Below are 12890 nucleotides of genomic sequence, written 5' to 3' on the forward strand. Positions count from 1 at the left end.
TTTCATCTCCCTTTGATAAAATCCAACGATCAGCCTGTTTTCTGAAAATGCCGTCATATCCAGAGAAAGGGAAACCACCATAATTACAATTCCACAATACGGGCTCATCTTTGTCACAACCATTGTCGCCGGGGTGATCAATGCCCTGGCTGGCGGCGGTACCCTGCTGACCTTTCCTCTGCTGCTGGCGGTCGGGCTGCCGGCTGTGGGTGCCAATGTAACCAATCAAATTGCCGTGATGCCCGGTTTTTTCGGTGCGGCGTTGGCACAATTGAAAGATCTTAAAGGGCAGGAAAGACGTCTCGCTTTATCGCTGCCTGCCTGTGCAGCCGGCGGTCTGCTGGGCGGGTGGCTGCTCATTCGAACCGGTGAACGGTTGTTCAGCGAGCTGGTTCCTTTTCTGATCCTCGGGGCTGCACTTCTTCTGGCGGCACAGGATTCCATTCGCGGATGGCTGCTGCACCGTTCGACATCCGGCCATATCCACCTGACGGATGCCTGGTTGATCCTGCCGGTTGGGCTGGTTTCGGTGTACGGCGGTTATTTCGGCGCTGGTGCCAGTGTAATCATTCTGGCAGTAACCGGTCTCATTCTGGAGGAGACCATGACCCGCCTGAATGCCATCAAACAGGTGATCGGACTGGTTTCGGGTACCACGGCAGCGGTGTTTTTCGTCTTCACGGGTCAGATCAACTGGCCAGTGGCATTGGTAATGATGACCGGTTCACTGATCGGTGGTATTCTGGGCGGCCGGATTGCAGGTTCTGTAAATGGCTCGGTGCTGCGCTGGATTGTTGTGGTGGTAGGGGTAATTCTAGCCGTGGTGTACTTTGTCAAGTGACCAAATCAGAGTGTTTGCATCCAGCCACTCAGATATTCATCGAGGAGAAAAAGACCCACAGAGAAAACTATTAACGATAGAAAAGGAATGTAATGCTCAAATCTCGAAATACTTTTAATATCTCCACCCTGATTCATTATCTGTATTATCCACCGTTATTCCAGTATCTATTGGATTTATCCTAATTTTGCAGAACGATAAAGTTCTGGTGCGATAATTCGCTGCATTTAAGAATAGCGCCGATATTTTAATCAATACCGGCGTTTGACGATTCTGGCGGGGAGGGTGGGATTCGAACCCACGGCTGAGGAACCCCAGCACTCACTTAGCAGGCGAGCCCAATCGGCCACTCTGGCACCTCCCCAATATTCCCATGTTAATTAACTGCCTGAAAGGTGTTAAGGCGGAGGGAGAGGGATTCGAACCCACGGTGGGTTTCCCCACACCTGTTTTCAAGACAGGCGCCTTAAGCCACTCGGCCATCCCTCCCTGCCCGAGATTTTATCATATCTCGCGCGCCTTTGGTTATATCACTTTTCCAATTCTTCGGGTCGTTATCCCCGCAGCTCAAAGCGGAAGCTGACCTTCCCCAGCCGAATGGTATCACCGGGGTGAAGCTCTGTTCCCAGGTTGGAAACCGGTGTTCCATTGACCCACGTGCCCGAGACAGACCCGGCATCTTCCAGCCAGTAACCATCCATTTTATGGATAATGCGAACATGAAGTCCATCCACACTGGGAGATGGGATAACCACGCTGGCCCGGATCGGGCTGCTTCCCAGGGTAACCACAGGCTCATTCAAGCGGATACTCGGTTGTGTGGTTATGGTATCCCCTCCCGCGACAGGAAAAAGCCACCCGGTGGAATCTCGCAACGAAGCAGAGATGGAGGGCACTGTTTTATTGTCACTCAGGTTGGTTACAACAGATGTTCTCTCTACCGGATGGGTATCAATCTTCGCAGCAGCCGGTTTTAATGCTGGTTTCTCCCTGCCCTTTTTCAAACGGAATTGCAGAAATAAACCGCCTCCTGCCACCAGCAATATGACACCAATCGCCAGAGCCAAACGTTCTGACGAGATGGATTCAAGAAAGTTGACAGCAGGCGGGATTGGAACTTCTACATCCAATGGTAAGACAACCGTTTTGCTGGTGAATCCCAGTTCATCTTTGATAATCACCTGCAAATTGTACGAACCACTGGTTTTCAAACGTGTCACCGGCCATTTTAATTGATCAAACGGCGCACCGTTACGCTCATCCACCACCAGATCGTTGACCATCAGCCGGCTGAATAGCAAATTGCGCGGATGGTTATCAGGAAACTCAATATGAATCTGCAGAGGAATTTCTGGCGGTTCCAGACTGGCACGGCCATTTTTATCCGTTTTCCACTGTAATGCAGCACCTTCCGGTGGATTGACAAACATCACATTGGGCGCTTTGATATCTACCGTTACATTCTCATCAGTGGAGCGCACCTGGAGTTTATCGGTTTGAATCTCCAGGGCTATCACCTGAATGCCGCTTTTGTTACTTCGGGAACGGTACATAATCTCATACTGACGGCGCAGCGGCTGAAGGTACGTTTCGATAGGCGGCAGGGCTTCTTTTCCAGAAAAACGGTAAACTTCACCTCCCGTACGATCAGCCAGAGATTGGATAGACTTTTCCGCTTCAGGCTGCTTGGCTGATGCAGGTGCCACCAGCCAGATATTGATCTTGATCCCGGCACCAGCTGCCTGATCGGCCACATTTCCAATGGCTTTTGCCATGCCAGAAGACATGAGCGGGGTGATATACAAAATTGTCTGTTTCATGCCCGGCCGCGTAGGAGCCCCGGTAGCCTGCTCTACGGCTTTTGTCAGGCTGGTCAAACTGGGTGTGGCATTCACCAGTTCTGTGCTGATCGAATTGAACGCAGATATCCACTTTTCCGGTGAATCGAGACGCACTGCTTTAACGCCGGCATTGGTTACCAGAGTAACCGAATCCCCCTTTCCAATAGATTGGGCTTCCGGCACCCAGTCCATCAGGGCATCTTTGATTAATTGTAGATTGGTCTTGCTGGAAATGCGATTCCCCAGAATTGGCCCGCCATTGACTGCTACGATGAAATCAACGGCATTGGGGGTTTCCTGCACCTCATCAACAGGCCTCATCTGGCCGTTTTCAATCACCTTAAAATCTTCCGGTTTGAGATCAGATATAAAGCTGCCGTCTGGTTTCAATACATCAGCTTCCAACCGAATGGTAGGAAAACCGGAAGCATCCAAATGGTTAATCTTTATTCTAGCTTCTGCCTGTGCAACAACAGGAACCATCCCTGCCGGCTGGCAGAAAAATGCCAGAAGCAGAAAGATGGCCCCTGAAATGTGCAGCCAATTTTTCACAAGCCTGTCTCGCTGGTTGATCAGTTCAATACGGTCACAGATGGAGGAAATTCAGATTCAACCGGTTTGGGCGCCGTTAATCGGACGAACGTCAACGTCCAGATTGAACCAATGTAGCTCTGTAAAATACCCTGTAATCCTATCACAACCGGCATCAAACAGCACAGCAATACCCCGCTGGTGGCCAATCCGGTCGTCATAACGGATTGATCCTGGGAGAAAACCACCACCAGGAGGGGAACAAGTACCAGCAATAATGGCAGTGCGATGATGAAACCGGCTATGCCACCGCCAAATATGATAACCAGCGCCACAACCGCCACCGGTCCAATATTTTCTCGGCACACATTCCAACCGCGCACAACGGATGCCCAGATACCCAGATCCTCGACCACCATCGCAACATTCGCCTGTTCGAGAATGACATTCAGAATCATGGTTAGCGGAATAAACAGGCAAAGAAGGGGAATAATGCAGAGGAGACCGATACCCATCGTTCCAAAAGCGAAAATGATCAATGGTATCAGAACGATAAGCATGGCCAACATGATAACGAGGCCGAACAACAGGTTCAGGAAAAATACTTTCCAAAAGTACGGGAGACTGGAAGTCCAGACCTGCCCGAAGGTTAATGGTTCCTGACCGTTATCTGCCATTACTGTGCCGCGGATCAGGCCTATCCGTCCGATGGTGCTGAGGAAAGCAAATATGATGGCAATGAAAAAGATAAGACAAATCAAACCGATAATGAAACCCCACTGGGGTTCATTTCCATTGGTAAACAACTTTTCAAAGTTTTGGCCCAGTTTGTCAATATCGGGTATCTGTGAATTTGAAAAAGGATTCTCGCCTTTCGGGAGATTAAGGTTCCCATTCGAGGGAAGGTTGAAATTTCCCCTGCCGCCGCTTCCCCCGCTACTCCGGCCGCACGATGCCAGAATCCCAAAAATCCAGAGGACCTTGTTTTTCCAAATGATCTTCCAGGCTTTTGAAAGCACTTCTCCAAAATTCATCTTGCAAGCTCCTATGTTTATGCGATTGTATTATTCCCATTCAATGGTTCCGGGTGGTTTGCTGGTTACGTCATAGACCACCCGATTGACCCCCGAAACCTCATTCACAATCCGGTTGGCTACCCGCCCGAGCAAATCTGCCGGGAGGCGGGCCCAATCGGCTGTCATAAAATCTTCAGTTGTGACGGCTCTGAGAGCCACAACTTCCTGATACGTACGCTGGTCACCCATTACACCTACTGATCTTACAGGCAGCAACACGGCAAAAGCCTGGGCGGCACGATCATCTTCTCCTGTGGCGCTCCTCTTTAACCAACCAGACGCGGTTAATTCTTCTGTAAAGATGGCGTCAGCGTTGCGAAGCCGTTCCAATCTTTCAGCCGTTATCTCACCCAGGCAGCGCACAGCCAGACCGGGGCCAGGAAATGGCTGCCGCCAGACCAATTCACTGGGCAGTCCCAGAGCTTCACCCACCATACGCACTTCATCCTTAAAGAAATAACGCAGCGGTTCTACCAGTTTAAAATTCATATCTTCTGGCAAACCTCCCACGTTATGATGGGTTTTGATTCGAGCTGCTTTATTACGTTCCGGCGCACTTGATTCAACTACATCCGGATAGATAGTCCCCTGCACAAGAAAATCGATTTTTCCCAGACTGCGAGCGTGGTTTTCAAACACACGGATGAAGGTTTCACCGATGACTTTACGTTTCGTTTCGGGATCACTTACTCCTTCAAGTCCCTGTAAGAACCATTCAGATGCATCGATGCACACAAAGCGGTCTCCCATTAATGGAGTAAAGGCTTTTTCTACATAACGTCGTTCATTTTTCCGCAGTAAACCGTGATCCACAAAGACAGCGCTCAACCTGTCACCGACAGCACGAGCCGCCAGGGCTGTAGCCACGCTTGAATCCACACCACCTGAAACAGCCGAAAGCAATCGTGAGTCACCCACCTGTGAGCGAATTCGTTCTACCGCTAGATCGATCATAGATTCGGGCGTCCAGGTGGCTTCGGCTTCGCAAATTTCCAAAACAAATCGGCGTAGTATCTCTAATCCCTGTGGGGTATGCCTGACTTCTGGATGGAATTGCACGCCATAAATGCGCTGAGCGATATTTCCCATGGCGGCAAACGGACAGCTGGGATTTTCTGCCAGAATTTCAAACCCGGCCGGAATCTTGTCTATCCGGTCGCCATGAGACATCCAAACATCCAATATTCCCGGCGGAATCAGAGGGTTTTCCTTTTTCACATGAATCTGCGATGGACCGAACTCACGTTCTCCCGCAGGGATAACCTGTCCGCCCAGTATACGGGTGATAGCCTGCATTCCATAACAGATTCCCAACAGGGGCACACCTGCCTGCATGATGTACGGTTGGATCGATGGAGCTTCTTCATCGTAAACAGAAGATGGCCCGCCGGAGAGAATAATTCCAACCGGGTGCAACGCTTCCATCTTTGTTGTAGGAGCATCCCATGGAAGAATTTCGCTGTAAACATGCAATTCCCGAATGCGCCTGGCTATCAACTGGGTATATTGAGACCCAAAATCTAAAATAAGAATCGTGTCCATGAGCCTGACCAAATGTGGTTTCATTTCATTATACAAGATTAGGGATGAAATTCGATCAGTAGAACATGACGAGCATCAGATATAATTGCGGGCATGAAACCCGCCGCGTTCATCCTGCTGGCGACGGCATTAGTGCTGGGAGCCTGCGCCCCGGTTTCTCAAACCGTTGACAAAGCTGAAAAAGAATCCTCTGCCTACATTCAGAATAAGGGTTCTGACACCATGGTTAACCTGGCTCTCCTCTGGGCAGAAGCCTACCAGAAGGAAAACCCGGATGTGCGCATTTCTGTTACCGGCGGCGGATCCGGCACAGGAATCACCGCTTTGATGACAAATACAGTGGATATTGCCAATGCCTCGCGGGCGATTAAACCAGAAGAAATTGCCGAAGCCAAGAAACAGGGCTTTGAACCGGTTCAATTTGTGGTGGCCAGAGATGCCATCGGTGTTATCGTGCATCCATCCAATCCTGTAGATCACCTGACGTTGAAACAGGTTTCTGATATCTATCAGGGGAAAATCAATAACTGGTCTGAAGTTGGCGGTGAAGACCGCCCCATCGTGCGTCTCTCACGCGAATCCAATTCAGGTACGCATGTATACTTCCTGGAAACCGTCATTCGGATGGGCAATTCAAAAAGTAAAGACCTGTTTTCCGAATCAACCCTGCTATTGCCCTCGTCAGAAGGAATTATTGCCGAAGTCCATGACAACCCGAATGCCATTGGTTATGATGGACTCGGATATATCACAAAAGATGTTAAGCTTTTGGCGATGGCAAAAACAGAAGGGTCCGAATATGTTCTGCCATCTGTTGAAACAGTAAACCAGAATAGATACCCGATATCACGAGATTTATATATGTACACACACGGACAGCCGGCGGGAGCGTTAAAGACCTATCTTGATTGGATTCTTAAACCGGAAGCACAGCAAATTGTGGCCGATTCCGGCTTTGTACCGGTTTATGTTCCGGGTAAGTAGATAAACGAAGATGGAAGAATTGCATTCTGTTCCTGCCTGGAAAGAAACACTGGTCACCCGGATCATTCAGATTTGCGGCTACTCCAGCATTCTATTTGTGATTCTGATCCTTTACTTTTTGCTCAGTGAAGGGCTTCCCGCACTCTGGAAAGCTGACTTGAATAGTCTTTTCTCCACCCGCTGGTATCCCACAGAGAGCTATTTTGGAATCTGGCCATTGATTTTTGGTTCTCTGTTTGTCACTCTGGGAGCCGGTCTGGTATCTGTTCCATTGGGAATCGGTACAGCCGTTTATATTTCTGAAGTTGCTCCGTCTTGGACCAAGGAAATCTTAAAACCCCTGGTTGAACTTCTGGCGGGCTTGCCATCGGTCGTTCTGGGTTTTCTGGGTATACAGGTGCTTGTTCCCTTCATGCGACGTTTTTTTGACCTGCCTACTGGCCTTACGGCGCTTTCGGGTGCCATTTTGCTGGGGATGATTTCCATTCCCACCATGGTATCTGTGGCTGAAGATGCTCTGAACACTGTGCCTAAGTCATATCGAGAAGCCTCTATGGCACTGGGCGCCACGCGCTGGCAGACGATCTGGGGAGTGACCCTTCCTGCCGCCAAATCCGGTGTAATTACAGCCGTTCTGCTCGGAATGGGCCGCGCCATGGGTGAAACCATGGCTGTGATGATGGTCACCGGGAATGCACCGGTTATGCCTCAGGGATTGCAGACAATCATTTTACCAATCCGTACAATGACAGCGACCATTGCCTCTGAAATGGGTGAAGTGGCCGCCGGTAGTGTGCATTACAGTGTTCTTTTCTTGATCGGGATTATTCTTTTTATCATTTCCCTGGTGGTGAATGTGGTGGCTTTCACCCTCACCTCGCGGAAAACTACGCGCAGCGAGCGTCTGCTTTCATAAGGGGAAACCATGCGAAAACGGCGGCTCATTCCTCAACAGGCTCAAAAAATCGGCTTTGCCGGGCTTTCTCTCCTCAGTTTAATCACTGTAATTCCGATTATCGCTATTGTTATTTATATTTTTATTCAGGGGACGCCCGCCATTTCCTGGGAATTTTTAACGGGTATGCCCAGCAATGGTATGAAATCTGGCGGGCTCTGGCCGGCTATTATTGGCACATTTTACCTGACCGTGGGAACGGCCATCTTTTCTGTGCCATTGGGAATTGCTGCTGCCATTTATATCGCTGAATACGCTCCCAATAACCAATGGACACGCCTGATCCGCATTGCCATTATTAACCTGGCCGGTATTCCATCGGTGGTGTACGGCCTGTTTGGTCTCGGCCTGTTTGTGGTCTTTTTGAACTTTGGCACCAGCATACTGGCAGCTTCTCTGACCCTTTCCATCATGACACTGCCGGTGATCATCAGCACAACTGAAGAAGCCCTGCGTGCCGTTCCTACCTCTTTCCGGGTGGTCAGTATTTCTCTCGGAGCCACCCGCTGGCAAACCATCAAACGAGTGGTACTGCCCCAGGCACTGCCCGGCATTCTAACGGGTGTTATTCTGGGCTTGGAACGCGCTGCCGGTGAAACGGCGCCCATCCTGTTTACCGGTGCAGCCTTCTTTTTGCCACAGCTCCCTCATTCTATGTTTGATGCCACAATGGCATTGCCGTATCATCTCTTTGTCATATCAACCCAGGTTCCCGGCATGCCCATTCAAATACAATATGGCACTGTGCTTGTTTTACTGTTATTTGTGTTGGGTATGAATATCGCCGCAACCCTGATCCGTTCGCGTGCCCGTGCCAGGAGACAATGGTGAAAAATGGATAAGATCGTCATTGAACACCTCACCCTGACGTATTCCGATGGAACGGAAAGCCTTAAAGATGTTTCGTTGAATATTAAGGCAAACACCATCACTGTACTATTCGGCCCGGCCGGGGGTGGAAAATCTTCGTTGCTGCGTGTATTGAACCGGTTGAACGACCTGGCAGATGTGACGGTATTAAAGGGTAAAGCGCTGATCAACGGTCAGGATATTCTATCTCCGGATATAGATGTTAATGATCTGCGTCGGAGGGTTGGCATGGTTTTTTCACGGCCAGCCGCCCTGCCGCTGAGTATTTATGAAAACGTTGCCTACGGCCTGGTAATGGCGGGGATGAAGAATAGAAAAAAGCTGGATGAAGCAGTAGAACAGGCATTGCGGCAGAGTGTGTTATGGGATGAGGTCAAAGACCGCTTGAATGACCCTGGCAGCGCCCTCTCCGGCGGTCAGCAGCAGCGTATGTGCCTGGCACGTGTACTGGCATTGCAACCTGAGATCATTTTGCTCGATGAACCCACCTCTGCGCTCGATCCCTTGGCCACAGCAAAAATCGAAGAATTGTTGCGGGAATTGAAAGAAAAATTTACCATAGTGATCGCCCCTCACAACACACAGCAGTCTGCGCGTATCAGCGATATGGCGGCATTTTTCCTGCAGGGTGAACTGGTGGAATATGCCCCGGCTGAGACCATATTCACAGTACCTAAAGACAAACGCACCCAGGATTACATCACCGGGCGTTTTGGGTAGAAGCAAAAACCCATAGTATTCATTTGTTTCTTACATCATCCTGGCTGGTTTCCAGAATACTTCTTAGATATTTCCGAGTTGTTCCAGTAAATCCGTCAATCTGACATCGCTGGATGGCACTGATGATTTGCCTTCACTCAGATTCGATTCCACTCCCCCGCTCATGGAAATTTCATCTTTTTCTAAGATTTCTTTGAATGATTTCGTTTCAACCGTCGGATCGGAGCGCTGTTGTTCGATCTGGCGGTTTAATAACAATAAACGCCTTGCCATTACAAGTGATTGAAGTTGATCCGATCCAATATACACACAAACCTCCCCGCCAGAAGGGTATAGCTTATTTTCCTATTCGGCAAGTTCTGGAATTTCCATAGATCTTTTTCTGTAAAATCAGCATAAATTTTTACTGAAACGATTCTCTTTTTCGCATTAATGAAAAAATCATTGACATCTATAAAATTCAGACGTATTATCAATTTCGAGAAATAACTATGAAGAAAAAATCTGACCCTTATCTAGCTCTTCTGGCAATACGCCAGATACCTCACCGGACAGACGGTTAAGTACAGTTCTGAAATTTTCCAGCACTGAACGGAATCCTGTGCCTGCCCGGTACAGGATTTTTTGTTGAAAAAGGACGTGTTTCATGTGCTGGTTTTACCTCTTTCTGCAAAAAACAATTTCATGTCTGCTGTCAAACAGCATTACTGAAATGCGTATGATTGCTTTTCAGCGCCGTTTGTCCCTGTATAAAGCCAGGGATCGAGTTCCTTTACCTTAGCTTCAATTTGTTTTACTGGACAGCCTGTTCTATCGGCTGAATGAACCATCCAATATAACAATTTGAGCGAGGTACAAATGAACCTGATTGACAACAAACTCGTGAACACCATACTGTCAAACACTCCGGGTGCATTAAATGCAGCCCGATATGCCGGAATTCTCAAAGATATTTCCGCCCTCGAGACCAATTCGGTTCTGGAGAAATTCAATGTAACACTTGCGGGTTTACCGGAAGAACAGGTGGAAATTCGTGGAAAAGAATTTGGGCCAAACGAAGTCGCCAAAGAGAAAAAGAAGAAGCCGCTGATGCGGTTATGGAGCAATATCAAGAATCCACTTGTGTTGTTGCTGATGGGGCTGGCTGCCATCTCTTATTTCACCGGTGACATTCGGGCTACACTTGTCATCAGCTCGATGGTGATCCTGGGGGTGGTACTTCAATTTGTACAAGAGTCACGCGCTGATAATGCGGCAGAACAATTACAGGCTATGGTCAGCACGACAGCCACCGTCATACGCGATAACAAGCGACAGGAAATTCCACTGAAAGAACTGGTTCCGGGTGATATCGTCACCCTGGCCGCCGGTGATATGGTCCCGGCTGATGTGCGCATGCTTTCAACCAAAGATCTTTTCGTGAACCAATCATCATTAACCGGAGAAAGCGTGCCGGTGGAAAAGTTTTCCGTAAAGAGCGAGGCGGGTGCAGGTAATCCGCTGGAATTGAGCAATATCGGTTTTCTGGGTTCTGATGTGGAAAGTGGGAGCGGAACCGCTATCGTGTTATTCACCGGAAGAAACACTTATTTCGGTTCGCTGGCCTCCAGTATCACCGGAGAACGAGAAATAACCAGTTTTGATAAAGGAATTAATCAGTTTACCTGGTTGATGATCCAGTTCATGATTGTGATGGTTCCCCTAGTGTTCCTGTTCAACGGGTTGAGCAAAGGAAACTGGATGGAAGCCTTTCTGTTTGCGCTGGCGGTTGCCGTAGGGTTAACCCCCGAAATGCTGCCAATGATTGTAACGGTAAACCTGTCTAAGGGCGCTCTCGCCATGTCAAAAAAGAAGGTCATTGTAAAACGCCTGAATGCCATTCAAAACTTCGGCGCCATGGATACACTCTGCACAGACAAAACCGGCACCATTACACAGGGAAAAATCGTCCTTGAAAAACATCTGGATGTCAGGGGTAACCCCAGCGCAAAAGTGCTTCATTACGGTTATATCAACAGCTATTTCCAGACCGGGTTGAAAAACCTGTTGGATGTGGCTGTGCTTAACCATGTTGACTTGCAAGAGCAAATTGTGTTGAAGGGTGATTACCAATTGTTGGATGAAATCCCGTTCGACTTTTCACGCCGAAGAATGTCAGTGGTTGTGGAAGACCACGAGGATGATCATATCCTGATCTGTAAGGGTGCCGTGGAAGAAATTATGGGACTTTGCAGCCACGTTGAAATGGATGGGGAAGTCCTGGAAGTATTGCCCGAATATGATCTCAAACGCCGCAAGTTGGTTCAAGACCTGAATGCCCAGGGCTTCAGAGTCATTGCCATAGCCTACAAAATGGTAGAAAAGGAAGTTCATGACAAAATTTACTCCGTCAAGGATGAGACCGACCTTACGTTGTTAGGCTTCCTGGCTTTTCTCGATCCACCCAAACAAGATGCGGCCAAAGCTTTGTCTTTGCTGGAAGCCAATAACATCAAAGTGAAAATTCTGACAGGTGATAACGATACTGTGACCATCAGCATTTGCCATCAGGTTAACCTGCCAGTTGAATCGATCCTGCTCGGTTCTGAGATTGATGAGATAGACGACAAAACTCTGGCCGCGAGAGCGGAAAATGCCACAATCTTTGCCAAGTTGTCTCCAAACCACAAGCAGCGCATCATCCGTGCTTTGCAGCAAGACGGTCATGTTGTAGGATTCATGGGTGACGGGATCAATGATGCCCCGGCATTAAAGGCCGCGGATGTAGGTATTTCTGTGGATACTGCCGTCGACATCGCCAAAGAGTCATCCGATATCATCCTGTTGGAAACCAGTCTGCTTGTTTTGGAAGAAGGTGTACTTGAAGGCCGCCGGGTTTTTGGCAATATCATCAAATATATTAAAATGGCGGCCAGCTCCAATTTTGGTAACATGTTCAGCGTACTGGGTGGAAGCATCTTTCTGCCGTTCCTCCCCATGCTGCCGATCCAGGTTTTAACAAACAACTTGCTTTATGATTTTTCACAAACGGCTATCCCCACGGATGAGGTCGATAAGGAATGGCTCGCCAGACCGCGAAAGTGGACGATTGGCGAGATCCGCCGGTTCATCTTTTTTATTGGCCCCATAAGTTCCATCTTCGATTATCTGACATTTTTCCTGATGTTGTATGTATTCAATGCCTGGAACAATCCGGCGCTCTTCCATACCGGCTGGTTTGTCGAAAGTCTGGTGTCACAAACCCTGATCATCCATGTGATTCGTACCAATCGTATTCCCTTCATTCAAAGCCGGGCAAGTTGGCCATTGATCATCACATCGATCATTATTCTGGGTATAGGTATCGGTTTGACCTTCTCACCGCTGGCCGGTGCACTGGGATTCGTTGCCCTGCCTTCGACGTACTGGCTGTATCTGGCCGGAATGATCGTTGCGTATATACTGCTCACCCAGGTGATAAAAACCTGGTTCTTCCAGAGATTTGGAGATTAGTATCCATCGGAGAATAGGACTGGTTTGACAAACCTATC

At 48.7% G+C, this 12890-nt stretch carries 10 protein-coding genes and 2 tRNA genes; 6 read left to right on the forward strand and 6 right to left on the reverse strand.

Going from position 1 to position 12890, the window contains the following annotated elements; genetic code table 11:
• Nucleotides 1-79: 79 nt before the first annotated feature.
• Nucleotides 80-841, forward strand: coding sequence for a sulfite exporter TauE/SafE family protein (locus LTAR_RS11495; protein ID WP_062422385.1), 762 nt, complete (start codon nt 80-82; stop codon nt 839-841).
• 274 nt (nt 842-1115) lie between these two features.
• Here the strand turns inward: LTAR_RS11495 and LTAR_RS11500 are convergent.
• The 5 genes from LTAR_RS11500 to guaA all read right to left on the reverse strand — a co-directional run bounded on the left by LTAR_RS11500 (nt 1116) and on the right by guaA (nt 5855).
• A tRNA-Ser gene (locus tag LTAR_RS11500) sits at nt 1116-1205 on the reverse strand.
• 40 nt (nt 1206-1245) lie between these two features.
• A tRNA-Ser gene (locus tag LTAR_RS11505) sits at nt 1246-1330 on the reverse strand.
• 65 nt (nt 1331-1395) lie between these two features.
• Nucleotides 1396-3234: an FHA domain-containing protein gene (locus LTAR_RS11510; protein WP_062422386.1), complete on the reverse strand. Its 1839-nt coding sequence runs from the start codon at nt 3232-3234 to the stop codon at nt 1396-1398.
• 20 nt (nt 3235-3254) lie between these two features.
• On the reverse strand, nt 3255-4247 hold the full coding sequence (locus LTAR_RS11515) for a DUF7544 domain-containing protein (RefSeq protein ID WP_062422387.1): 993 nt from the start codon (nt 4245-4247) through the stop codon (nt 3255-3257).
• A 30-nt stretch (nt 4248-4277) separates the two neighbouring features.
• A complete protein-coding gene (gene guaA / locus LTAR_RS11520) occupies nt 4278-5855 on the reverse strand; it encodes a glutamine-hydrolyzing GMP synthase (protein WP_062422388.1) in 1578 nt (525 codons plus the stop codon).
• A 69-nt stretch (nt 5856-5924) separates the two neighbouring features.
• Here guaA and LTAR_RS11525 point away from each other — a divergent pair, with 69 nt between their 5' ends.
• The 4 genes from LTAR_RS11525 to LTAR_RS11540 are packed head-to-tail and all read left to right on the forward strand — an operon-like array spanning nt 5925 to nt 9360.
• Entirely contained in the window at nt 5925-6815 is an 891-nt protein-coding gene (locus LTAR_RS11525) for a PstS family phosphate ABC transporter substrate-binding protein (RefSeq protein WP_062422389.1), read from the forward strand.
• A 10-nt stretch (nt 6816-6825) separates the two neighbouring features.
• On the forward strand, nt 6826-7731 hold the full coding sequence (gene pstC / locus LTAR_RS11530; RefSeq protein WP_062422390.1) for a phosphate ABC transporter permease subunit PstC: 906 nt from the start codon (nt 6826-6828) through the stop codon (nt 7729-7731).
• Between the two features lie 9 nt (nt 7732-7740).
• Nucleotides 7741-8601 (forward strand): phosphate ABC transporter permease PstA, encoded by an 861-nt coding sequence (gene pstA / locus LTAR_RS11535; RefSeq protein WP_062422391.1) that lies wholly within the window; start codon nt 7741-7743, stop codon nt 8599-8601.
• A 3-nt stretch (nt 8602-8604) separates the two neighbouring features.
• The gene (locus tag LTAR_RS11540; protein WP_062422392.1) at nt 8605-9360 is read left to right on the forward strand and encodes a phosphate ABC transporter ATP-binding protein; all 756 of its coding nucleotides are present in this window, start codon (nt 8605-8607) and stop codon (nt 9358-9360) included.
• Nucleotides 9361-9423: 63 nt separating this feature from the next.
• On the opposite strand, the gene LTAR_RS11545 is transcribed toward LTAR_RS11540, so the two are convergent.
• Nucleotides 9424-9669 (reverse strand): hypothetical protein, encoded by a 246-nt coding sequence (locus LTAR_RS11545; protein ID WP_062422393.1) that lies wholly within the window; start codon nt 9667-9669, stop codon nt 9424-9426.
• A 549-nt stretch (nt 9670-10218) separates the two neighbouring features.
• Here LTAR_RS11545 and mgtA point away from each other — a divergent pair.
• A complete protein-coding gene (gene mgtA / locus LTAR_RS11550; RefSeq protein ID WP_081419954.1) occupies nt 10219-12852 on the forward strand; it encodes a magnesium-translocating P-type ATPase in 2634 nt (877 codons plus the stop codon).
• The last annotated feature ends 38 nt before the right edge of the window (nt 12853-12890 follow it).

It is taken from the genome of Leptolinea tardivitalis, assembly GCF_001050275.1.
In the GTDB taxonomy this organism is placed as follows: Bacteria; Chloroflexota; Anaerolineae; order Anaerolineales; family Anaerolineaceae; genus Leptolinea; species Leptolinea tardivitalis.

Excerpts from the sequence above, each read along its gene's own strand:
- LTAR_RS11515 (WP_062422387.1), bottom strand. The coding sequence starts at position 4,247 with ATGAATTTTGGAGAAGTGCTTTCAAAAGCCTGGAAGATCATTTGGAAA.
- guaA (WP_062422388.1), bottom strand. The coding sequence starts at position 5,855 with ATGAAACCACATTTGGTCAGGCTCATGGACACGATTCTTATTTTAGAT.
- LTAR_RS11525 (WP_062422389.1), top strand. The coding sequence starts at position 5,925 with ATGAAACCCGCCGCGTTCATCCTGCTGGCGACGGCATTAGTGCTGGGA.
- pstC (WP_062422390.1), top strand. The coding sequence starts at position 6,826 with ATGGAAGAATTGCATTCTGTTCCTGCCTGGAAAGAAACACTGGTCACC.
- pstA (WP_062422391.1), top strand. The coding sequence starts at position 7,741 with ATGCGAAAACGGCGGCTCATTCCTCAACAGGCTCAAAAAATCGGCTTT.
- LTAR_RS11540 (WP_062422392.1), top strand. The coding sequence starts at position 8,605 with ATGGATAAGATCGTCATTGAACACCTCACCCTGACGTATTCCGATGGA.
- mgtA (WP_081419954.1), top strand. The coding sequence starts at position 10,219 with ATGAACCTGATTGACAACAAACTCGTGAACACCATACTGTCAAACACT.